Origin of the sequence: Haematospirillum sp. H4485 (genome assembly GCF_012102745.1) — a bacterium.
Lineage (GTDB): Bacteria > Pseudomonadota > Alphaproteobacteria > Rhodospirillales > Rhodospirillaceae > Haematospirillum.
On sequence record NZ_JAAVSY010000004.1, the window covers coordinates 128077 to 150331 of the forward strand.

Annotated in this window: 26 protein-coding genes and 4 tRNA genes; 13 read left to right on the forward strand and 17 right to left on the reverse strand. The window is 54.9% G+C overall.

Going from position 1 to position 22255, the window contains the following annotated elements; genetic code table 11:
* Nucleotides 1-121: 121 nt before the first annotated feature.
* The 10 genes from rplL to HEQ61_RS05110 all read right to left on the reverse strand — a co-directional run bounded on the left by rplL (nt 122) and on the right by HEQ61_RS05110 (nt 5295).
* Nucleotides 122-502 (reverse strand): 50S ribosomal protein L7/L12, encoded by a 381-nt coding sequence (gene rplL / locus HEQ61_RS05065; protein WP_168020000.1) that lies wholly within the window; start codon nt 500-502, stop codon nt 122-124.
* A gap of 91 nt (nt 503-593) precedes the next feature.
* The gene (gene rplJ / locus HEQ61_RS05070) at nt 594-1112 is read right to left on the reverse strand and encodes a 50S ribosomal protein L10 (protein ID WP_168020002.1); all 519 of its coding nucleotides are present in this window, start codon (nt 1110-1112) and stop codon (nt 594-596) included.
* 310 nt (nt 1113-1422) lie between these two features.
* Complete coding sequence (gene rplA / locus HEQ61_RS05075; protein ID WP_168020004.1) at nt 1423-2118, reverse strand: 50S ribosomal protein L1; 696 nt, start codon at nt 2116-2118, stop codon at nt 1423-1425.
* A gap of 6 nt (nt 2119-2124) precedes the next feature.
* Complete coding sequence (rplK, locus tag HEQ61_RS05080; protein WP_168020006.1) at nt 2125-2556, reverse strand: 50S ribosomal protein L11; 432 nt, start codon at nt 2554-2556, stop codon at nt 2125-2127.
* Between the two features lie 105 nt (nt 2557-2661).
* A complete protein-coding gene (gene nusG / locus HEQ61_RS05085; protein ID WP_066132269.1) occupies nt 2662-3192 on the reverse strand; it encodes a transcription termination/antitermination protein NusG in 531 nt (176 codons plus the stop codon).
* 3 nt (nt 3193-3195) lie between these two features.
* Nucleotides 3196-3393, reverse strand: a complete 198-nt coding sequence (secE, locus tag HEQ61_RS05090; protein WP_168020008.1) for a preprotein translocase subunit SecE — start codon at nt 3391-3393, stop codon at nt 3196-3198.
* Nucleotides 3394-3550: 157 nt separating this feature from the next.
* Nucleotides 3551-3626 (reverse strand) — tRNA-Trp (locus tag HEQ61_RS05095).
* A gap of 175 nt (nt 3627-3801) precedes the next feature.
* A complete protein-coding gene (tuf, locus tag HEQ61_RS05100) occupies nt 3802-4992 on the reverse strand; it encodes an elongation factor Tu (RefSeq protein ID WP_168019992.1) in 1191 nt (396 codons plus the stop codon).
* A 90-nt stretch (nt 4993-5082) separates the two neighbouring features.
* A tRNA-Gly gene (locus HEQ61_RS05105) sits at nt 5083-5156 on the reverse strand.
* Nucleotides 5157-5209: 53 nt separating this feature from the next.
* Nucleotides 5210-5295 (reverse strand) — tRNA-Tyr (locus HEQ61_RS05110).
* A gap of 132 nt (nt 5296-5427) precedes the next feature.
* On the opposite strand from HEQ61_RS05110, the gene rlmB reads away from it, so the two are divergent.
* The 5 genes from rlmB (at nt 5428) to HEQ61_RS05135 (ending at nt 7928) form a co-directional block, all read left to right on the forward strand.
* The gene (gene rlmB, locus HEQ61_RS05115) at nt 5428-6273 is read left to right on the forward strand and encodes a 23S rRNA (guanosine(2251)-2'-O)-methyltransferase RlmB (protein ID WP_168020010.1); all 846 of its coding nucleotides are present in this window, start codon (nt 5428-5430) and stop codon (nt 6271-6273) included.
* A gap of 76 nt (nt 6274-6349) precedes the next feature.
* Nucleotides 6350-6425 (forward strand) — tRNA-Thr (locus HEQ61_RS05120).
* 318 nt (nt 6426-6743) lie between these two features.
* Entirely contained in the window at nt 6744-7202 is a 459-nt protein-coding gene (locus HEQ61_RS05125; protein WP_168020012.1) for a hypothetical protein, read from the forward strand.
* Nucleotides 7203-7245: 43 nt separating this feature from the next.
* The gene (locus tag HEQ61_RS05130) at nt 7246-7629 is read left to right on the forward strand and encodes a hypothetical protein (protein ID WP_168020013.1); all 384 of its coding nucleotides are present in this window, start codon (nt 7246-7248) and stop codon (nt 7627-7629) included.
* A complete protein-coding gene (locus HEQ61_RS05135; RefSeq protein ID WP_168020014.1) occupies nt 7626-7928 on the forward strand; it encodes a hypothetical protein in 303 nt (100 codons plus the stop codon). The genes HEQ61_RS05130 and HEQ61_RS05135 overlap by 4 nt, the downstream gene beginning before the upstream one ends.
* A gap of 3 nt (nt 7929-7931) precedes the next feature.
* On the opposite strand, the gene cyoE is transcribed toward HEQ61_RS05135, so the two are convergent.
* The 3 genes from cyoE to HEQ61_RS05150 are packed head-to-tail and all read right to left on the reverse strand — an operon-like array spanning nt 7932 to nt 10432.
* A complete protein-coding gene (cyoE, locus tag HEQ61_RS05140; RefSeq protein ID WP_168020015.1) occupies nt 7932-8798 on the reverse strand; it encodes a heme o synthase in 867 nt (288 codons plus the stop codon).
* A gap of 52 nt (nt 8799-8850) precedes the next feature.
* Nucleotides 8851-10269 carry a cbb3-type cytochrome c oxidase subunit I gene (locus HEQ61_RS05145; RefSeq protein WP_168020016.1) on the reverse strand — a complete coding sequence of 473 codons (1419 nt, stop codon included), beginning with the start codon at nt 10267-10269 and terminating at the stop codon, nt 8851-8853.
* 10 nt (nt 10270-10279) lie between these two features.
* On the reverse strand, nt 10280-10432 hold the full coding sequence (locus HEQ61_RS05150) for a hypothetical protein (protein ID WP_168019837.1): 153 nt from the start codon (nt 10430-10432) through the stop codon (nt 10280-10282).
* Nucleotides 10433-10687: 255 nt separating this feature from the next.
* Between HEQ61_RS05150 and HEQ61_RS05155 the strand changes: the two genes are divergently transcribed.
* Entirely contained in the window at nt 10688-11527 is an 840-nt protein-coding gene (locus HEQ61_RS05155; protein WP_168020017.1) for a DUF2189 domain-containing protein, read from the forward strand.
* Here the strand turns inward: HEQ61_RS05155 and HEQ61_RS05160 are convergent.
* The gene (locus HEQ61_RS05160; RefSeq protein ID WP_209315642.1) at nt 11524-11790 is read right to left on the reverse strand and encodes a sulfurtransferase TusA family protein; all 267 of its coding nucleotides are present in this window, start codon (nt 11788-11790) and stop codon (nt 11524-11526) included. The genes HEQ61_RS05155 and HEQ61_RS05160 overlap by 4 nt on opposite strands.
* A 94-nt stretch (nt 11791-11884) precedes the next feature.
* Between HEQ61_RS05160 and HEQ61_RS05165 the strand changes: the two genes are divergently transcribed.
* Together HEQ61_RS05165 and HEQ61_RS05170 are read left to right on the forward strand one after the other, a co-directional pair.
* A complete protein-coding gene (locus tag HEQ61_RS05165) occupies nt 11885-12244 on the forward strand; it encodes a rhodanese-like domain-containing protein (protein ID WP_168020019.1) in 360 nt (119 codons plus the stop codon).
* Between the two features lie 160 nt (nt 12245-12404).
* Nucleotides 12405-12974, forward strand: coding sequence for a universal stress protein (locus HEQ61_RS05170; RefSeq protein ID WP_168020020.1), 570 nt, complete (start codon nt 12405-12407; stop codon nt 12972-12974).
* A gap of 82 nt (nt 12975-13056) precedes the next feature.
* Here the strand turns inward: HEQ61_RS05170 and HEQ61_RS05175 are convergent, their stop codons facing one another.
* On the reverse strand, nt 13057-13560 hold the full coding sequence (locus tag HEQ61_RS05175; RefSeq protein ID WP_168020022.1) for a MarR family winged helix-turn-helix transcriptional regulator: 504 nt from the start codon (nt 13558-13560) through the stop codon (nt 13057-13059).
* Nucleotides 13561-14370: 810 nt separating this feature from the next.
* On the opposite strand from HEQ61_RS05175, the gene HEQ61_RS05180 reads away from it, so the two are divergent.
* From HEQ61_RS05180 to HEQ61_RS05195, 4 genes are all read left to right on the forward strand, one after another.
* Nucleotides 14371-16200, forward strand: coding sequence for a ribonucleoside-diphosphate reductase subunit alpha (locus HEQ61_RS05180; protein ID WP_322099198.1), 1830 nt, complete (start codon nt 14371-14373; stop codon nt 16198-16200).
* A gap of 55 nt (nt 16201-16255) precedes the next feature.
* On the forward strand, nt 16256-17218 hold the full coding sequence (locus HEQ61_RS05185; protein WP_168020024.1) for a ribonucleotide-diphosphate reductase subunit beta: 963 nt from the start codon (nt 16256-16258) through the stop codon (nt 17216-17218).
* Nucleotides 17205-17666, forward strand: coding sequence for a YaiI/YqxD family protein (locus HEQ61_RS05190; protein WP_209315643.1), 462 nt, complete (start codon nt 17205-17207; stop codon nt 17664-17666). The genes HEQ61_RS05185 and HEQ61_RS05190 overlap by 14 nt, the downstream gene beginning before the upstream one ends.
* Nucleotides 17667-17815: 149 nt before the next feature.
* Nucleotides 17816-18778 carry a protein phosphatase CheZ gene (locus tag HEQ61_RS05195; RefSeq protein WP_322099199.1) on the forward strand — a complete coding sequence of 321 codons (963 nt, stop codon included), beginning with the start codon at nt 17816-17818 and terminating at the stop codon, nt 18776-18778.
* A 13-nt stretch (nt 18779-18791) separates the two neighbouring features.
* On the opposite strand, the gene HEQ61_RS05200 is transcribed toward HEQ61_RS05195, so the two are convergent.
* Entirely contained in the window at nt 18792-20630 is a 1839-nt protein-coding gene (locus tag HEQ61_RS05200; protein WP_245183133.1) for an aminopeptidase P family protein, read from the reverse strand.
* 363 nt (nt 20631-20993) lie between these two features.
* Here HEQ61_RS05200 and HEQ61_RS05205 point away from each other — a divergent pair, with 363 nt between their 5' ends.
* On the forward strand, nt 20994-21224 hold the full coding sequence (locus HEQ61_RS05205; RefSeq protein WP_168020025.1) for a DUF1127 domain-containing protein: 231 nt from the start codon (nt 20994-20996) through the stop codon (nt 21222-21224).
* A gap of 39 nt (nt 21225-21263) precedes the next feature.
* Here HEQ61_RS05205 and HEQ61_RS05210 read toward each other — a convergent pair whose 3' ends face one another.
* Nucleotides 21264-22193 carry a 50S ribosomal protein L11 methyltransferase gene (locus HEQ61_RS05210; protein WP_168020026.1) on the reverse strand — a complete coding sequence of 310 codons (930 nt, stop codon included), beginning with the start codon at nt 22191-22193 and terminating at the stop codon, nt 21264-21266.
* Nucleotides 22194-22255 lie beyond the last annotated feature (62 nt).

Consider the following 22255-nt stretch of genomic DNA (forward strand, 5'->3'; position numbering starts at 1 on the left):
CGCAGCAAGCTCCGCTTTTCTAACACCACACGCCTCATCCTGCAATTCAGGATATAAGAACGACAGCGTGCCGGGGGTCGCATTTGTGACCCCCGGCAAAACTGGGACAGCAGAACGGAAATTACTTCAGCTCAGCCTTAGCGCCAACTTTCTCCAACTGCTCCTTGATCTTTTGAGCCTCTTCCTTGGAAACAGCTGCCTTCACAACTTTCGGCGCGCTTTCAACGATCTCCTTCGCTTGTTTCAGATCCAATTTGGGATCTATAACGCGAACTTCCTTGATTACGGCAATCTTTACGCTCTGATCGACGGAAGCGAGAACAACATCAAATTCTGTCTTTTCTTCAGCGGCCGGGGCAGCAGCACCCGGGGCAGCGGCAGCGACAGCCACCGGAGCGGCAGCGGAAACGCCCCACTTCTCTTCCAGCAGCTTGGACAGTTCAGCGGCTTCAAGAACAGTCAGGGAGGACAGTTCATCAACAAGCTTGGCAAGATCAGCCATTTTTTTACTCCGTATGTCAGCCGGACCCAATACACATCAAGCAATCCGGCAAATGTTTTTTCTTCCCCGCCTACTGCGGGAAAACAGCGGCTCAGGCGGCTTCGCCCTTGGTTGCATAGGCGCTGAGAACACGAGCCACACCGGCGCCGGGCTGAGACAGCACGGTCGCCACACGCGTGGCCGGGGTTTGCAGCATGCCAACCAGCTTGGCACGAAGTTCATCGAGGCTGGGCAAGGATGCCAAGGCCTTGACGCCATCGACGTTCAGGGCATTTCCATCCATGACACCGCCAAGAATAATCAACTTTGGATTCGTCTTGGCAAACTCGACCATGGCCTTCGCAGCAGCTACCGGGTCAGCCGACACGGCCATGCCGGTCGGTCCGGTAAGAAGGCTGGAAAGGCCATCAAACTTCGTACCCTCAAGAGCAATACGCGTGAGCCGATTCTTGGTTACACGGAAACTGGCGCCTACTGCGCGCATCTGTTTACGAAGAGATTCCAGATCCGCCACGGTCAGCCCGGAATAATGGGCAACCACAACGGTGGATACTTCTCCGAACAGACCGTGGAGTTCGGACACCAACTCCTGTTTCTGTTCACGGTTCACGGTGCGTCTCCGCTTCTTCACCCTGACCCGGCAAACATACCGGACAGGATTGGTTGCGACGTCCTCCAATACAAAAAGTACGGAGGGTATCATCTGCCCCGGAAGCTGAAACTCGACAACGGAACTCTGACACACAGGCATCAGGAAAACCGACTGACAAACTCTTCAACTCCCGTCTGTACAGGCGGGGCGCTCCCCTCTTAGAACCTTGCCCACGCAAGGTACCCGTAGTCTTGGACAGGTCATAAACCCCGGATCAACCAGAGCTTCCGCCAAGGCGGCATAAAAACCGCCCTGACAGACAACAGCATTACCCCGCAATGGAAGGAATGCTGACCTTAACACCCGGCCCCATGGTGGAGCTGAGCGAAACTTTCTGCATATAGGACCCCTTCGCCCCAGACGGCTTCGCCTTCTGAAGAGCATCAACAAAGGCCCGGACATTCTCTACCAGCTTACCCTCATCAAAGGAAGCCTTACCAATACCTGCGTGAACAATACCGGCTTTTTCGACACGGAACTGAACCTGACCTGCCTTGGCTGCCTTGACAGCAGAGGCGACATCAACCGTCACGGTACCCAGCTTTGGGTTGGGCATCAGACCACGAGGACCAAGGATTTTTGCAACACGCCCAACCAGACCCATCATGTCAGGCGATGCAATGCAGCGATCAAAGTCGATCTTGCCCTGCTGGATTGTTTCCAGAAGCTCTTCGGCACCGACAATATCAGCCCCGGCAGCCTTTGCTTCATCAGCCTTGCCGGCCTTTGCAAACACAGCAACCCGAACAGCCTTGCCTGTTCCGTGCGGCAACTCCACGACACCACGAACCATCTGGTCAGCGTGCCGGGGATCAACACCCAAATTAACCGCAACCTCGATCGTCTCGTCGAACTTGGCCCGGGAGCCTTCCTTCACAAGACCAACTGCCTCAACCAATGTGTACAGCTTCTCGCGATTAACGCTTTCATAAGCTGCGGACAGACGCTTGCCAAGCTTTGCCATCGTCCCTTACTCCTCAACCACCAGACCCATGGAACGGGCAGAACCCCTGATCATCTCAGCGGCGGATTCAACTGTATCGCAGTTAAGATCAACCATCTTGACCTGAGCAATCTTGTGAACCTGCGCCATTGTGACCCGACCAACACTGGCACCGCGACCCGGCGTTGTAGACCCCTTGGCAACACCTGCTTCTTTCTTCAAGAAGAAGCTGACAGGCGGCGTCTTAAGAATAAAGGAGAACGTACGGTCACCATAGGCCGTAATGACAACCGGAATTGGCGTACCCGGCTCAATTCCCTGGGTTGCAGCATTGAAGTTCTTACAGAACTCCATGATATTCAGGCCACGCTGACCAAGCGCCGGACCAATAGGCGGAGACGGATTAGCCTTGCCCGCCGGCACCTGCAAATTGATATAGCCAACTATTTTTTTTGCCATTTTTTACCTCATCACAAAGAAAGGCTGTGGTACAGCCCGGCACAGGCCTTCCACACAAAAATTCCTGCTCAGCGCAAAGCATAGCCGCAGAAGCAGAAACACTCCCTAGACCTTTTCGACCTGGGAGAACTCAAGATCCACGGGCGTTGCACGACCGAAGATAGACACAGAAACCTTCAAACGGGCGCGCTCTTCGTCAACTTCCTCAACCATTCCATTGAACGAAGCAAACGGGCCATCCGCAACACGAATTTGCTCACCTACCTCAAACGTAACAGAGGACTTGGGATGCTCAACGCCCTCACGCACTTGATTGATAATGCGCTCAGCCTCTTGCTGAGTGATCGGAACAGGACGCCCGCGACCACCCAGAAACCCTGTGACCTTCGGCGTATCCTTCACCAAATGCCAGCTCTCGTCCGTCATCTGCATCTTGAGAAGAACATAACCGGGGAAAAACTTGCGATCAGCATGAACCTTGGAGCCACGGCGGATTTCCACCACCTCCTCGGTCGGCACCATAATTTCCTCAAACTGCGCATCCAGCCCCTTGCGAACAGCCTGCTCGCGAATGGACTGGGCAACCTTGTTCTCAAACCCGGAATAAACGTGCAGAACGTACCAACGCGCTTCCATAGATCAGCCTCCCAGGCCAAAAATCAGCTTCACGCCCCAAGCAAGAACCTGGTCCACCATCAAGAAAAAAAGCGCTGCGAGAACAACCATCACAAAGACCATGACGGTAGATACCGCGGCCTCCTTGCGGGTTGGCCACACAACACGCGCAACCTCTTGGCGGACCTGCCGCACAAACTGACCAAGATTGGTTTTTGCCATGGCTCTACTCAACACCCACCGGAAAACTGCACAACATCAAACACAGGAAACGACACAACAAGGAGGCTCCGGACCAACTTGTGCAGGAACCACACACAGACACCAACACGATACGACAGCGCCCGGCATTGGCCGGGCACGGTCTTTCAGAAATCCTTGGCAGGGGCGACAGGGATCGAACCTGCAACCCCCGGTTTTGGAGACCGGTGCTCTACCAGTTGAGCTACACCCCTTCAGGACGCCTAGACCGAACCAAAAAACACAAGATGCGCATTACACTGCAAATTTTGCCTTGGCTTTTCTCCGAAATGACCGGAGCGGCAGGGTATAACCGGACACCCCGGAAAGATCAAGCCTTTTCCGGAAGATTTCATTCAAACCTTCCGGAACGACTTCGATTTTGGATTGTTACTTGTTAATTTTGGAGACGACGCCGGCGCCGACGGTTCTGCCGCCTTCACGGATGGCGAAGCGGAGACCTTCATCCATGGCAATGGGGGCAATCAGGCGAACGCTGATACGGATATTGTCTCCGGGCATGACCATCTCGGTACCTTCCGGCAGCTCGATTGTTCCGGTCACGTCGGTAGTACGGAAGTAGAACTGCGGACGGTAATTGGAGAAGAACGGCGTATGACGGCCGCCTTCATCCTTGGACAGGATATAGCATTCCGATTCAAAATCGGTATGCGGCGTAATCGAACCTGGCTTGGCCAGAACCTGGCCACGCACCACGTCGTCACGCTTTACGCCACGCAGCAGCGCACCGATGTTGTCACCGGCCTCACCCTGATCCAGAAGCTTGCGGAACATTTCCACACCGGTACAGGTGGTCTTGGTGGTATCTTTCAGGCCAATGATCTCGACTTCGTCGTTGACCTTCAGGATACCGCGCTCCACACGACCGGTTGCAACAGTACCACGACCCGAAATCGTGAACACGTCTTCGATCGGCATCAGGAACGGCAGATCTTTCGGACGATCCGGCTGCGGGATGTATTCATCAACAGCACGCATCAGCTCCAGAATTGCTTCCTTGCCGATCTTCGGGTCACTGTCTTCCAGAACGGCCAACGCGGAACCCTTGATGATAGGAATATCATCCCCGGGGAAGTCATACGAGGACAGAAGCTCGCGGATTTCCAGCTCAACCAGCTCCAGAAGCTCTGGATCGTCAACCTGGTCAACCTTGTTCAGGAACACAACCAGGGCCGGAACACCAACCTGGCGAGCCAGCAGAATGTGTTCGCGGGTCTGCGGCATCGGGCCATCCGCGGCAGAAACAACCAGAATGGCACCATCCATCTGCGCGGCACCGGTGATCATGTTCTTCACATAGTCAGCGTGACCCGGGCAGTCAACGTGTGCGTAATGGCGGTTTGTCGTTTCATACTCAACGTGGGCCGTCGAGATCGTAATACCGCGGGCGCGTTCTTCGGGAGCCTTGTCAATCTGGTCATACGCAGAAAACGTAGCACCACCTGTCTCGGCCAGAACCTTCGTGATCGCCGCCGTCAATGACGTCTTCCCATGGTCAACGTGGCCAATCGTGCCAACGTTGCAGTGCGGCTTCGTCCGCTCAAATTTTGCCTTGCTCATTTCAGCACATGCCTTCTGAATGCTACCTGTTAGGGGGTTGACGTGCGCCAAGGCCGCCCCCGGCACAACACCAGAGAATGTTCAGTGCATTGGAGCGGGTGATGGGAATCGAACCCACGTAGCCAGCTTGGAAGGCTGGAGCTTTACCATTAAGCTACACCCGCACACATGTACCCTATGATACAGGCAGCGTAAAAATCTGTATGACGCTGCTGTATGGTGGAGGGAGTAGGATTCGAACCTACGTAGACATCCGTCGGCAGATTTACAGTCTGCTGCCATTAACCACTCGGCCACCCCTCCATGGGTACCGCGATAACCCGCATCGGCGGGAGGCCCGGGTTTACTAGGACACAGCCCCCCTTGTCAACGGGAAAATAAGCCCTACTCTGCACGCCAACCTATTCCGGCACCCTTACTTTTCAGGAGTCCCCCATGCCCCGCAAGCCGCGTTCCCAAACCTCCGGACGACGCGACACCCCACGCTCCCGTGCAGCAGGCCACCAGCGCGAAGAGCGTACCCGGCATCCCGATGCGGGAACAGGCATCTGGCTGTACGGAAAGCACCCCGTGGAAGCGGCACTGCTCAACCCGGATCGCCCGTGCATACAGCTGATGGCTACACGTGATGCGCTGGAGACACTAGACACAGCCGCCAGGCAGGCACTCCGCCAGATTCCCGCTACGATTATGGACCGGGAAGAACTGGATCTGCTTCTGCCACCTGGCAGCGTGCACCAGGGCCTTGCCCTGCAGGTCAGAGCCTTGCCCGCCATAGGCCCCGAAGATGTTGTTGCCAGAGCCCACAACATGGATTCAGCAACCGTGCTGATCCTGGATCAGGTGACAGACCCACACAATGTCGGAGCGATCATCCGGTCAGCCGCCGCTTTCGGAGCATTGGCCGTTATCATACAGGACCGGCATTCACCGGAAGAAACAGGAACACTGGCCAAATCCGCATCCGGTGCCTTGGAACGCATGCCCCTGATACGCGTTTCCAACCTGGTACGGGCAATGTCTGTTCTCAAGGACGGCGGTTTCTGGATTGCTGGATTGACCGCAGATGCCCCCTCCACCCTTCCGGAAGCACGGCTATCCGGAAAAGTAGCGCTGACACTTGGATCAGAGGGAAGCGGCCTGCGTCGGCTGACCCGCGAAAACTGCGACATTCTCACAGCCCTGCCGATGAGCGGGGCCGTCGAGAGTCTGAACGTTTCCAATGCTGCTGCCGTGGCCTTGTACGAGCTTTTCCGGACACAAACAGCAAGAACAGTATAAAAAACATACTGTCAGACACAAAAAAGGGGTTTCCCTCTGGCGAGCAGCGGTTTATTTAGTGCCGCAGCCAGATCATGCCCCTATAGCTCAGCTGGTAGAGCACCTGATTTGTAATCAGGGGGTCGCGGGTTCAAGTCCTGCTGGGGGCACCAGATATCACAAGATCCCCGGACATCGCCAAAAGTCCGGGGATCTTGTCTGTTCCAACCCCATCCGGTTTGGAGCAAGCCAGTTTCGTCTCGCCAGAAACGCATGATCGGTCATTCAAGCCACAACATAAACGCCTTAGAATCAGCATGATACACACTCTTCCGATGTTCCTGAACAGGACTATCGACAGAAAAATGCGTGATCACATGCATGCATGTGGACGCCGGGCACCCCCGGGGTAAGAGTGGTGGGAGAGATGCGCACACATACAACTGACTCTGGCTGTTGTGGCGCAACAGGGGCACAGCAGGATTCTGCGTATGGCAGATTCGCCACATACAACACCAACGTTTCTGTATCCAGGCATCTTGGTTGTTGCCCTGATGCTCTGTCTGCCACCACGCCCCGCCTCGGGATCCCCCGAGACCGGAGCCGATGAAAGCATCATGCAAATCTCCGTGGCCTTTGCTGAATGCGCCGGCTTCTACCGCGCCTTGTCAATGGCGAGTCGCAACCGGAAAACAGCCGAACAGATAGGGCAAATCGGCACCGACGTTGGCGTAACGGCAACCCTGATCGCATCCCTGTCCATGGAATGGGACCAAGCCATGCACTTTACCCGCCACGTTGCCGGTCAATCCGCATCACGCTGGAAGCCTGCTATCACCGCCCGCAATCCAGCTGTTCTCCAACACTACCTCGCCTGCGAAAGCTTGGGTGCCCTTCATGGAGACCTGTCCATAGAAGGCCAGGACAGAACTATTCCTGGCAACCCGTGACTGTGTTAGCCTGTGTCACCAACGGGCTTTGAAGCGTGCTGCCATGACCCGCCCCTCTGTTTTCCTGACTGATGACACCGAAGGCCTGCAGCAACGGCGCAGGTTCCTGGACGAGGTCGAGATCTCCATCAGATCGGCAAACCGCGAAATTATTCACGAAAAGGTTCCCCGCTTTACAAGGGACTCCTTTTTTCGCGTCGCTGTTTCCGTTGCACGCCTGCGGGCCAGCTATCTGCTTGCTGTCACAACCATGGATTGGCAACGCGCCTCGGAGACAGGCATCCGGGATATCGGGCGCCTGCGCACCATGTATGAAGAAGCACGTGAAGGCCTTGTCGCACTGGAACACGCCATAGAGGTCGGCTACGTCGACATTGTTGAAGATGCCATCCCCATGCCACCACCACCACCGGAGCCACCGGAATGACACTCCCTCCCCGTCAGGATCGTCCCTTGCCGCCACCGGTTCGACGCGGCGAAGGTCCGGGCCTTCCCTTGCCGGGTCGGCCTGCCACCCCCACCGCAAAAGCACTCGGATTACGGGGATCAAAGACACTACGGACAGCCACCGATGAGAAGGTATGTCAAAAATGCGGCGCCCTGTTCCGGTGGGAACACCCCGGAGCCGACCAGCAGGGAGCACCGCTGACACTCAAGCTGATGACACCAGGGCAGAAGTGCGACTGCGGCTATGGGGCCGTACGCGCCAAACCGCGCAAACCCTGATCCCTACCATAAGACTGGCAGGTGTCGGTCCAGAACAACAGCCAAGAAGACAAGGGACAGATACTGCATCGATCCCAGGAAGACCTGCCGTGCCTCTGATCGACCCGGGGCACGAACCAGCTGTATATTCTGCCAAAGGAACAGCAACGCAGCCCCTGTCGAGACAGCACCATACACCGGCCCAAGAAGTCCCATCACCCAAGGAACTCCTGCAGAAATAACAAGAAGAATGGTGTTGCCCAGAATCCACCGTGAACAACGGGCCTCCCCAACCAGAACCGGCAACATGGGAACACCAACACCTGCATAATCATCCTTGAGCAGGATAGCCAAGGCCCAGAAGTGGGAGGGCGTCCAGAGAAACAAGGTAGTCGCCATAAGTACGGGCAACAACCAAACACCGGGATCAAAGGCCGCGGCACCCGCCAGAACAGCAAAACTGCCCGCAGCACCGCCAATAACAATATTCAGCCATGTGCGACGCTTGAGCCAGACCGTATAGACAATGGCATAAATAAACGCCCCCAGAAAAAGGTGCAACGCCACGGCCCAGTTAAAAGCACCCAAGGCCAGCCACAGGCCCGCCATAAGAAGAAGCCCCGAAAACCACAAGGCATGTACCGGCTTGCTGATCAGGCCAGCAGCCAAAGGACGACCGGCCGTGCGCTTCATCCGGCGATCAATGTCACGATCATAGAAATGATTGAAGACGGACGAACCCGCTGACCCGAGAAGCATGGCCAAGACCAGAACCACCAAGGCAGCCGGATCCAAGCTTTCGGCAACGGCCGCATACCCGACGGCTGCAGTCAGCGCAATCATGACACCAATTCTGGGCTTGCACAGCTCCAGATAACCAGAAAAATTCATAGGACTCCCCTTCCCTCCAAACCCCTTGGATCATCACCCCAAAACAGACCGCTCAGGTTTTTGCCAAATACCTGCCTTCACTCTCCGTCAAGGATTCAGACAAGACAGATGGCCGCCCCAGTAACCGGGATCCAATAATCCAGACAAAGGATGCACCCCCGATAACAGCAATAAAGGCTCCACAACCCATTGCCAGCATCGACACGATCTCGAGAGGCGTATCCAGCCCTTGGCTTCCCCCGGCGGTCTTGCGCGCAACACCGGAACTACCGGCAACAAACAACCCTCCGGCGTGCAAGAGCTGCCCGGCTCCATACAGCCCCAGACATCTCAGGACGGAGCGCATACGAGCCAAGGAATAACCCAGCCATGGCAACAACACCGTGGCGAGAAAAACCATCAGGGCCAGCATCACTCCACCAATCACAAGGTGATAATGAGCCGGCGTGCGCGTGTCCCCTCCTCCCAGGGCATAGCCAAACAGACCACCAACCACAAACAGCAAACACGATAATCCAAGCCCTGCTCCCTGCACCGTTCCTGGCTTCAACCCACTGCACAACAGGGCGCCCACAAGCCCTGCGACAGCAAGAAAGGGCTGACCAATCAACCCCAGCTGATACAGCAGGGTAAAGTGCGAGAACAAACGCGCATCACGTGGATCCAGAAACAAATAAAGAAACGGACCAAGCAAGGCCACAGATACGACAAGAACAACAATGGTGCGCAGCAAACCGGAAGACAGCGGATATTCCCCGTGCAGGCGACGCCCGACATCCTGCCAGATCAGCACCATCATCAGGAAATTCAGGAACTGCAACAGATGACCCGTTCCCCAGAACAAGGTTTCGTTGAAAGGAACGGACTGAAGCCCGGACGGCATGGTCAGCGCGGCAAGAACACAACATAACAGCGCCAGAAACCATACTGCCGCCAACCCACGGGCGCAGAACAAACAAGCTCCGGAATCCCGGCCATCGGGCCACATCAAAATACGATAAAAAGGAGCACTGAATGCAATGCCAAGCAACACCAGACCAAGCCCGAAAACCGGGTGGCCAATAACCGGCACATAATTGTTCAGGGATGGCTCCCCAAGGCCAAGAGAAAATGGAACCAGAAGGAGCACCATTCCCCCGGTCGCCAAGGACGGGGCAAAACGGAAGAGATCAGTCCGTTCTTCTGAAAAGTAGGGACTGCTACGCGCTGCAACAAGATAGGTACATACAGATGCCGCCATACCCAAATACCATATGACAACACTGAAAATAACGTGCGTAACCAGTGCCGCCCGGAAAAAACGAACTGGCAAATACTCCTGCACACCCGGCGTACGCAACAGGGCAAGCAACAGGGCAAGCCCACCGGCAAGAGCAAGAGAAGACAGCGACAGCAAAACCCAGTACCGCGTTTCGGAGCGTAGGCTTCCAGGCACCGGGATCATAGACCGGAAAACGGTTCTGCCCTTCATGGCAATACCCCTAGAGGCCAACAAGTCCTATCTTGACGATAATGCCAACATAAAAGCCCAAGGCCAGAACCGTAAGAAATACCCCAAGAAGAACGTTCCGCCAGAACAAACGTGAAGAACGCTTCTGCGCTATATCAACAGCAACCCCTGTTATATCGATCATACTTCCCCCTTACCGATCCCCCTGAATCAACACAAAATGATCATATATTGAAATGATCGGAGGGGACTTTATACACTTCATCATCAATCTGGAAGATGTATTATTGTCAATGCATCTACACACTCATTCGTCATAACACATATATGACCATCATTTACTGTCATAGATAAAAACCTTATTATCAAACAGCCTTCCGGATGAACTTCCTTCCCCGTATAGTACAGTGCATGTGGATCCAAGACGCGGAGACTGGTCATGTCAACAGAGACGTCCGAAGAATACCATCGCAATGCGCATCCAGAACAAGCCGTCTCTCCCGAGGCAGCCGCCAGCCTATGGTATGGAAGCACCTCGTGGCCGGGAATACGCAGTGTCAGCGTTGACCAGACAACGCGCTGGCTGGCCCGAGGATGGGATGACCTGATGACAGCCCCCACAATCAGCTTGGGCTACGGGGCTATTTTTTCCGTTATTGCCTGGCTTATGGCTTCCGGTCTTTTTTCCGTTGGTATGGAGTCCCTTCTGGTCCCGCTGGTTGCCGGCTTCATGCTGATTGCCCCGTTTGCCGCCGTTGGTCTTTATGAAATCAGCCGCTTGCACGCTGAAAACCAGCCTGTGACGTTTTCGGATACTCTCAGGGTCTATAAACGCAATTCCATGCAACTTGGCATGATTGGCATGACCTTGATGGTTGCCATGATGCTGTGGTTTGTTGTGTCACTGGTGCTGTTTGCGATCTTTTTCAGCAGTGCGCCGCCAAATATGAGCAACTTCATCGGCTCACTGCTGGCATCGCCGCAGGCACCCCCCTTTCTGGCACTGGGCACCCTGATTGGCGGCTTTATCGCCGCCGGTGTTTTTGCCATATCGGCAATCAGCCTGCCTATGGTGATTGACCGCAACATATCTGCCTACGCCGCCATGATTACCAGCGTCCGCGCCGTATACGGCAACAAACACGCCATGTTTGGCTGGGCTGCGGCCATTGTCCTGATTACAGGCGTCGGAATCGGCACGTTCTTTATTGGCCTTATTGTGACCCTGCCCCTGATTGCACATGCATCATGGCATGCATACAAGGCGATGGTTGACTAGCAGCAGCCGGTTATTCCTCCGTTGGCAGAATCGGGACAGCTGATCAGCATGATCAGCTGTCCCGTGCCTTTATCACTAGATACCAGCATCACGCCAGCTTTCTGACACAGTGCGCGAAAGTCACGTTCATCAATGCGGTCATCACAAATAACCCTCAAGCTCTCGCCAGGATGAAGATCTGCGATAGCACGAAGAGTCCTCAAGACAGGCAGCGGGCAGGACATACCACGACAATCCAGTTCATGACATGGCAAACGACTCAAAACCCCGCTCCCTGCAAATATGAACATAGAGATGCACTTACAGCATCAGGGTAGTATGAATACAGATCCGTTTCATGTCTTGTGGAAATCCGCCATGCACGCTTCACACACAGAAGACAACAACAAACCCCGTATCCAGATTGAAACCCCGGAAACCATCATGATGTGGCTGGAACGCGGGGAGGCCATCCTGATCGATGTGCGGGAAGAGCACGAATATCACGCGGAACACATCCCGGGCTCTATTTTAATACCCCTCAGCCGCTTTGACCCCTCAGACGTTCCGGATACAACCGGTAAAAAACTGGTTCTCCACTGCCGCAGCGGACAACGGTGCGGCGTCGCTTCTGGCATTCTGGCCGCAGCAGGATTCTCACAGGACCTGTTCCGTATGGAAGGAGGGATTCTGAACTGGGTGCAAAGGGGCGGCAAGACCCGACGCAGTGGCCCATAACCCCAATTTCGGAACAGGGCCATTTGGCTGCATGGCCCTGTTTCTGCATAATCAGGGATCACAGGTTGCAATCTGCCCGTCACAGGACATCATGAGACCAACAGGCATGTCCCTGCGATAGAATCTTGGCCGTTGAGCCTCCCTCTAAGGGGACAAACCCATGACCTCGTTTCTGGCATTGATAAAGCGCCTGATGGGGGTAGCCCCCACTCCTCGGCTCGCCTCGGATCCTCCCCAGCCTTCAGATCCATCAGCATGCACCATAAGGGGCGAAAATGGTCTACGTGGTTTCTTGGTACTGATTGACGAAACGCCGGAGATTCAGGCCGTCATACGCTATGTCGCCTGGAGGGCCTATAATGAATCAGCCCGTATAACCCTGCTGAGCATTGCTCCTTCCTCTGAACAAACGGACTGGATCTTGGTCGGCTCCAGAATGCGTGATGATTCCGTACAACAGGCCGAAGAACGTCTGCAACGAGCAGCCGCTGAGATACACCGGATCAGCGGAGTCTTTTCCCAACTGATCCTGCGGGAAGGTGATCCACTGCAAGAGGTTCTGTCTGTCCTGGACGAATACCGGGACATTACCATTATGGTCACGGCATCCAAGCCACATGGGGAGGGGATGGCCCCTCTGATACAGGCTGCTACAGCAACATCCCTGCCCGTTCCAGTTACAATCATTCCCGGATTCCTGACACCCGTGGATATTGATGCACTGTGCTGAACACCGTATTGCGGAGCTTGAAAACACTGCAGCCGGACATGACATGTCCGGCTGCATAATGATACACAATCAAGAAAAAAGATCAGGTCAGTCGACGCAGAAGACGCAGGAAAGTCTGTTGTTCCCGCGGCGTCAGCGGGGCCAGCGTCTGTTCTGCAGCCCTGGCAACAGCCTGTACAGCAGAAGAAACCATCCGACGCCCATCCGACGTGGCCGTCAACTTGACGCGCCTGCGGTCCCGCTCGTCAGCGCAACGCTCTATCATGCCTCTTTCACTAAGCCGCCTCACCACACCCTGCATGGTTGCAGCATCCATACCGATCAGGCGGCCAAGGGAGTTCTGGGAAACAGTGCCTTTTTCCAGCAACTTAACTAGAGCAGAGAACTGCGGTAATGTGAATTCCGCACTTCCCAGCTGGGACTGGAAAATGGCCGTAGCCCGCTGATTGGCTTTACGAAGCAAATGCCCGATCTGCTCTTCCAGCACAACTGGAGCGGGACTCTCATCGACCCGGACGTTTCTCTGATGGTGATCCGGAACTTCGGAAGCATGGTCTTTTGTCAGCGTCAGGACGTCTTCATACATCTCTTTATTACCCCACACTGTTACGTTCGGGACCGGTGTCCTCGCCCGCACCGGTTTTCCCTTCATGCACCGTGATACAGAGTTATCGGTATGATGGCAAAGAAAAAGAAAGCCTATGGTTGCAAACATTATACAGCCAAAGTATAAGCAATATGTGAACGCTTGATAAAATATTATTATATTACATTGCATTAGCTATGTTCATCAGGATGGGAGCCAACAAAAAGAACGTCGTGCAACCTGTAAAATTTAACAGGTCACACCATTCGTAGGCTCTACCAACCCAACCGCACTGCAGCACCTGAATTGTCGAAAAAACAAAGAAAGGAAGTAAGAAGAGACCGAATGCACGCATGAGGTCAGCCACAAAAACTATCGCAAGAATAGTATTCTGCAGCAAAGAATTCTGCACTCCTGTCAGGGGGGACGCACAAGATAGCAGGCATGCCTTTTTCTTGCAGATTGCCCCAAGCAAAAAAGGTCGATATGGTGTGCCCCCGACGGCGCAAGCCCCCCTGCCACGATTTGCCGAAAAACGCAAGATATTGACGCAAATCAAAATACATTTACTATATATAGACGCGATGGCAATCACGCTGCCAAACAGGGCCTACCGTAAAGACGGGGGCTACGGTGTCCGTAGTGGGCTGCTCTCATCCGGTTGACGTCGCACTGCTTGAATGTATCTGGACCCCATGGATAAGGAGCTGAAAAGAGCCGCCGCGTGCCTGAAAAAGGCACCACTTTGCCATCACCGCACTGTTCAGTGCCCTGACCATGTCCTGCAAAGACCCCCCGGGAGATATCGTCGTGCTTAATGCCGTACAGCTTGCCACCCCCCCTCAGATCCAGATCAATACCGCGCACGATGACCTGCTGACCAATTTTGGAAAAGCAGTTCTTGCGGATCGTTACCTGCTCCCTGACGAAAGCTATCAAGATCTTTTTGCCCGGGTCGCCAGTGCCTACGCGGACAACGACGAGCATGCCTGCCGTCTGTATGATTATATTTCCAAGCTGTGGTTCATGCCGGCAACGCCGGTTCTGTCCAATGGCGGATCAAGCCGCGGTCTTCCCATATCCTGCTTCCTGAACGAAGCGGACGATTCCCTTGCTGGTATCGTTGACCTATGGACTGAAAATGTATGGCTGGCTGCTCGGGGGGGAGGAATTGGCAGCTATTGGGGGAACCTGCGCTCAATCGGTGAAAAGGTTGGAACGGTTGGAAAAACATCGGGTGTTGTCCCCTTTATCCGGGTTATGGACAGCCTGACCCTGGCCATTTCCCAAGGGTCACTGCGGCGCGGTTCCGCTGCGGTGTATCTGCCGGTCTGGCATCCGGAAATCGAGGAATTTATAGAGCTGCGCCGCCCGACAGGGGGTGATCCCAACCGCAAAGCCCTGAACCTGCATCATGGCATTTTGCTGTCTGACGCGTTTATGGACGCTGTGGAAAAAGACGGTGACTGGGCCCTGATCAGCCCGCGGGATGGCCAGGTCATGCGACAGGTCAAGGCTCGCGCCCTATGGATCCGCATCATGCTGGCCCGGGTTGAAACCGGGGAACCATACATTATCTACTCCGATACAGTGAACCGTGCCCTCCCCGAACATCAGAAAATGGCCGGGCTGAGCGTACGCACATCCAACTTGTGCGCCGAAATTACCTTGCCGACGGGGCGGGATCACCTTGGAAATGACCGCACAGCGGTGTGCTGCCTGTCGTCCCTGAACCTTGAAACCTATATGGAATGGAAAGACGAGCCCCGCTTTATCGAAGACGTCATGCGTTTTCTTGATAACGTACTGCAAGACTTTATCGATCGGGCCCCGGACAGCATGGCCAAGGCAAAATACTCTGCCATGCGCGAGCGTTCTGTCGGCTTGGGGGTTATGGGGTACCATTCGTTTCTACAGAACAACATGATTCCGTTCGAGTCTGTCATGGCAAAGGTCTGGAACAGAACGATTTTCCGGCACATCAAGACACAGGCTGACGCTGCATCCCGCGCCCTGGCTGCCGAGCGGGGGCCATGCCCTGATGCTGCTGATTATGGAATCATGGAGCGCTTCTCCAATAAAACAGCGATTGCACCGACCGCATCCATTTCCATTATCTGCGGTGGAACCAGCCCGGGCATTGAACCGATTGCCGCAAACGCCTTTACCCACAAAACGCTTTCCGGAAGTTTCCTGGTACGCAATCATGCCCTGGAAAAGGTTCTGGCTGACAAAGGGCGCAACGACGAGGAAACGTGGACCTCGATTACAGTCAATGAAGGTTCCGTGCAGCACCTGGATTTCCTGACCCAGGACGAAAAAGATGTTTTCAAGACAGCTTTTGAGCTGGACCAGCGCTGGATCATCGAACATGCCGCAGACAGGGCACCGCTGGTTGACCAGGCCCAGTCTCTGAACATTTTCCTGCCCGCAGACGTACACAAGCGTGACCTGCACCAGATCCACATGCTGGCGTGGAAGAAAGGCGTCAAAAGCCTGTACTATTGTCGCTCCAAGTCCTTGCAAAGGGCAGAGGTAGTATCGGCCCGTGATCGGGTTGCCAGCAACACGTTCCCTGTTGAACAGGACAATGCAGGCAGTACCCCAACCAACTACGAGGAATGCTTGGCCTGCCAGTAAATCGCTTACCAGGCCCCGCTCTCGTTCTGTACTCTATCTGGACGGTATCATTGCCATGTCACTGCTGACCCCCACGAATCACGTCTACAAGCCATTTCGCTATCCTTGGTGCTACGATGCCTGGCTGATCCAGCAACAGCTCCACTGGCTACCGGAAGAAGTGCCATTGGCCGAAGATGTCAAGGACTGGCGCCATAAGCTGAGTGAAGGCGAGCAACATCTCCTGACCCAGATTTTCCGCTTCTTCACCCAGTCTGACATCGAGGTGAACAACTGCTACATGCGCAACTACACGCGCGTGTTCCAACCAACCGAAGTGCAGATGATGCTTGCGGCCTTTTCCAATATGGAAACCATTCATATTGCCGCGTATGCCCATCTTCTGGACACCATCGGGATGCCCGAAACAGAATATGCTGCCTTCCTCCACTACAAGGAAATGAAGGATAAGTACGACTATATGCAGCTGTGGGGCGTTGAAACACCCGCAGACATTGCCCGTACACTGGCCGTCTTTGGTGCTTTTACCGAAGGTCTCCAGCTGTTTGCCAGCTTTGCCATCCTGCTCAACTTCCCGCGCTTCAACAAAATGAAGGGTATGGGACAGATTGTGACATGGTCTGTGCGCGATGAAACCCTGCACTGCAACTCTATCATCCGTCTTTACAAGACATTCTTGGGGGAAAACCCGGATATTGACCAAGCGGCCTTGGCACAAGACCTGAGACAAGCGTGCCAGACCATTGTAGGACTGGAAGATGCATTCATCGATCTGGCCTTTGAAGCCGGTCCGGTAGAAGGCCTGACAGCACACGACATCAAGGACTATATCCGCTACATCGCAGACCTGCGGCTGACCCAGCTTGGCCTGGATCCCGCTTACCACATTGACCGCAACCCACTGCCTTGGCTGGATGCAATCCTGAACGGGGTCGAGCACACCAACTTCTTCGAAAACCGGGCAACAGAGTACTCAAAGGCGGCCACACGCGGCAGCTGGGAAGATGCCTTTGCATAAGGACGTTGTGCTTTACATTGATTCAGATGCCTGCCCGGTCAAGGAAGATGCTGTCCGGGCAGCCCGGCGTCATGGCATTGCCGTGGTGCTGGTCGGGAACCAGTGGATCCGCTCGCTGGAGGGAACACACATCCGGCAGGTTGTTGTACCGGTAGAGCCAGATGCCGCAGACCACTGGATTGCCGCCGAGATTGGAAATGGTGATATCTGCATTACAAACGACATCCCGCTGGCTGCCCGCTGTGTAGAAGCCGGTGCAACGGCCCTATCTCCATCCGGGCGTATCTTGGATGCAGCCTCGGCAGGCATGGCCTTGGCTGTTCGTGACTTGATGACCAACCTGCGTGACAGTGGCGAAATTACGGGAGGGCCGCGCCCTTATTCATCCCGTGATCGGCAGGCTTTTTTGAATGCCCTTGAACGTCTTCTTGTCAGAGGCAAAACGTAGCACATACCCGAAAAGAGGGCTTCTAATGACATAACCTTCTCTATGCCGACCCCTTGTGTGTCGCGGCAGAAATACTGGCAGTTGACGATGATAGCCAGCTAGGCCAACCGTTATGGTGATCTATAGCCTGCCGGCAATACTTTTACGAAGTGCTCAAGGTTCAACACACCGAAAACAAAGGAACCCTGATCAAACGCCCCACGTTCCCGGCCCTGACCGGGCACAACCCGGGCACATACCCTAGTCACTTTGCCTGCCTTGACCCCCGGCACCCCCTGCCCGATCATCAGGGCCTTGGCGTGGACCACAGCGTGCAAGCTTCTGGTCCATGGCTCGCTTTGTGCATGCACGACAATGCAGGTGGAGTTCTGATGACCAAGCAGTCAGACGAGCCAGAAGCAGTCCTGGGGCGCGAGTTTGGGAATCTTGCCGCAGCCGTTACGGCCATGTCCCGGGAGATTCAGGGCGCTGTGGTCAAAGCCATACGCGATGAAATCAACCGCATGGCTGCAGATGGTATTCTGATCAAGCCGGTTACTCCTGAACAGCCCGAAGCGAACCGCCCACGCTCACTCCACGACGGAAATTTCAGCCTGGTACGGGATGGATTGCAGGAACTGGTAGAACGGATCGAAATGACCCGTGACCATGTATCGGCACTAACCCCGGCCGCAGGAGAAAGTGATCAAATTCTGGCGGCAACATCGGAATTGAAGTCGGTTGTTGATGCAACCGAGCAAGCAACCCAGACCATTTTGACCGCAACAGAAGCCATACAGGCTATCATCGATCAGGCACATACCGCTGGCGATCTTGATACCGGCCTGTACCAGAAGCTGGGCGAACAATCGATTCAGATCATGACAGCCTGCAGCTTCCAGGATTTGACCGGGCAAAGAATATCCGCAACGGTCAACACCCTGATGCATGTGGAAGCCGAACTGAAACGACTGGTCGAACTGTGGGAAATCGAAGAAGGGCTTGCCAAAGCAGAAAATGTGCGCAACCGCCCCGACGACAACCGCCCGGACAAACACCTCCTCCACGGGCCGCAAGCCGATGGCAAGGGCGTATCCCAAGACGATATCGACTCCATGCTGCGCAACTGGTAAAAGCCCTGCGGCATCATCCTTGGCATGGATCATGGAGGGGACGAGTCATCTGCTCGAGCCACGCCCTGTCCTCTTCTTTGAGAAACGAGCTGACATCCCTGGAAATGCGATGGTGATAGGCATCGATCCATTCACTCTCGTCATCTGTCAGGAGGGAATGGTCAATCAGACGATGATCCAACGGAACCAAGGTCAGGGTTTCAAAACCCAGCATGGTCCGTGTAGCATCAGGGGGCTGGGGAAACAGCTCGATAACAACCTGCAACATCTCGATCCGGATCCCGTACGCCCCGTCCTTGTAATAGCCGGGTTCATTGGACAGGATCATACCGGGACACAGGGGCACAGAGGCAGGAAGCTTGGATATACGCTGCGGCCCTTCATGAACAGACAGATAACTGCCAACACCATGCCCGGTACCATGATCATAATCCAGACCATCATCCCATAAAAAGCGGCGCGCCAGCACATCCAGCTGACTCCCGGTCGTTCCTTCGGGGAAACGCACAGTGGCCAAGGCAATATGGCCCTTCAGAACCTGGGTATAACGGCGTCGGTGCTCTGGCTCCACAACACCACTGACAACAGTTCTGGTCACATCGGTTGTGCCATCCAGAAACTGACCGCCACTATCAACCAGATATAATGGCCCGGATGTAACCGGAATATCTGATTCCCGTGAAACGCGGTAATGACAGATAGCACCATGATGCCCGGCAGCAGAAATAGTCTCGAAGCTTGGCCCCCGAAAATGCTCCAGATCACGGCGAAAACCCTGCAGCGTCTCTGCAACCTGGTATTCTCCGGGCGCCTCCCCCGCTTGCAGCGTTCGGTCAAGCCAACCCAGGAAACGGATCATGGCGATGGCATCACGGTGATGGGCAGCCCGGGCCCCACGCAGCTCAATGCTATTCTTGCAGGCTCGCGGCAAGGCGCAAGGATCATCGCCCACACACACCACAGCGCCAGAGGAAGAAAGGATATCCGTGATGGCAACGGTCCCTGTCTGCCGATCAACACGGACCTTTTGCCCTGACAGCGCACGCAACCCGTCGACAAACAAAGCCCTGTCATGCAAACGCACAGAAACCGGGCTGGCCATATCTGCAAGGTGATCACGCACCTCCGCCGTAACCTTGACCGGATCGATATAAAGATCCACCGTGGCATTGGCATGAACAAGCGCATAGCACAAGACAAGGGGCGTACATGGAACATCACTCCCCCTGATATTCAAAAGCCAGCACACGCTTTCCGGCACCCCCAGAACGGCAGCATGAACCCCGGATGCCGATAAAAGACCAGAAATCTGCAAGATTTTTTCGCTGGCAGAAACACCGGCATATTTCAACGGATGCGGAACAGCCGGTGCATCGGGCAAGGCCGGACGATTTCCCCAGATCACATCAACAGGGTTTGGACCCAGAGGGACCAGACGTGCCCCAACCTTCTCCAGGACAGAACGTATTTTCTCAAGAGAACCCGCAGTATGCAACCATGGGTCAAACCCTATGAGCTGCCCCGGACGAATATGACTTTCCAGCCACTTTGACGGAGGAAAATCAGTCAGATGGCAATGGTGATACAAACCACCATCGGTTTCCTCCCGGGCCTGGATTGTATACCGGCCATCGACAAACAGACCGGCCTGATCCGGCAGCACAACAGCAATTCCGGCAGAGCCCGTGAAACCAGTCAACCAAGCAAGACGCTCGCTGGCAGGGGGAACATACTCCCCCTGATATTCATCCTGTCGCGGGATCAAAAAGCCATCAATCCCTTGATTCGAAAGAGCATCACGCACACGGGCCAAACGGCTGGCCTGCTGTTCCCGGTTCATGAAGCCTCCCATTCTATTAAATCCGTTGGCTGAAATTATGTCTGCCAACAGGCAGTATCGGCATACTATCGCATGCCTTTTCCTATGGCTTTACAGAAAAAATGATTCTCTTTCATGAATAGAGAGCTATGCTTTATTGTCAGAACCATGCACTGGATGCATTACTGCATCGCGAAAGAAGCGTATATTGGTCTGCAAGAGTCCGAATTACAGTGTCCTGAGTTTGGAATCATCCCAGTTGGCAACGGTTTTGCGTCGTCGATACGGTGTTTGGTGTCTGTACGGGGACGGATTTTTCCGAATCCCCCTTGGTGTGTCGGTCATACAGGATGTCGGTTGTCTTCAGAAACCCCTGCCCGGTCTCGGAGCATTAACATGAGCGCAAGCACAGTCTTCGGAAGCCTTATCGAGCAGTTCCGCTCTTGGCGCGACCGCACGCGGGAGGCCGATCTCCTCAGGTCCATGAGTGACCGTGAGCTGATGGATCTTGGCCTGTCACGCGGAGACGTGGAGCAAATTATTGCCGGCACGTATCTTGACCGAAGGAAAGCGCAGGCACGTCGCCAGCACCCGGTGTCCCGCGGGGGGACGCACCCGGAATCCTGAGGCTGAACAGCACTCCCGAAAGATGGCAACACGCCACCTTCAGGACGGAATATTTTGCTGCGCCTCAAGAACAAGGGTCACCCAAGGATCCAGCTCGATGCGTTCGCGCAGGCACAGGCCCGATGCCCGATAGGCATCCAGAACCATATTTTCTTGGTTGATCAGAAGCCCGGCCAAGATGACGCGCCCACCGGGGGCCAAAACCTTGGCCATGTCAGAGGCCATCTCACAAAGAGGGCGTGCCAGAATATTGGCACAGATCACGTTATAAGGAGCCGGATCCTGTACACCGGCATTTGTGAAGCCATCCCCCGGAAAAACGGTCATCAGGCCGGAAACCCGGTTCCGCTCCGCATTCAGCTGGGCCACCCGGGTACTTTCCTCATCAATATCTGTCGCAACCACCGGAATTCCCCAGCAGCGTGCCAACGCCAAGCCAAGAATACCGGAGCCACAGCCCATATCCAGCGCCCGTCCCTGCCCTTGGCCCAGAACCTCCCCGGCAGCAGCCATACGATCCAGAGCCAACAAGCAACCGTATGTGCTTTGGTGCTCACCGGACCCAAAGGCCGTAGAGGCATCAACCTGCAGGGCAATCGTTCCTTCCGGTGGCGGCTCGGCCCAATGGGAGCCATGCACAAAAAAGCGCCCCGCTTGAATCGGAGGAAAAGCCAACAGGTTCTCAGCCAGCCAGTTGCGTGGTGGCTCATGCTCAACTGTCACCGCAGGCTCTTCAATCCCGGCCGCCTCAGCCGCCAAAGACAAGGACACAGAAACAGCCGGCTTGTCATATGGGCCATCTGAATAGGCATCAACAACCCATTTCCCGTGATCCGGTCCACCATCTTCTATTTCAAAACACAGAACCGCATCAAAGTATGGCTCAAGCGCAGCTTCATACAATTCCAGTGCTGTGTGGGGAACAACCAGACGGATACGCCACGTATCCTCAGCTTTCTTGATGGACATGGGAACTTTAGAAATCCAGATGAAGAATGATCCGACCGCTTCTAGCAGACCAGAACACGAAA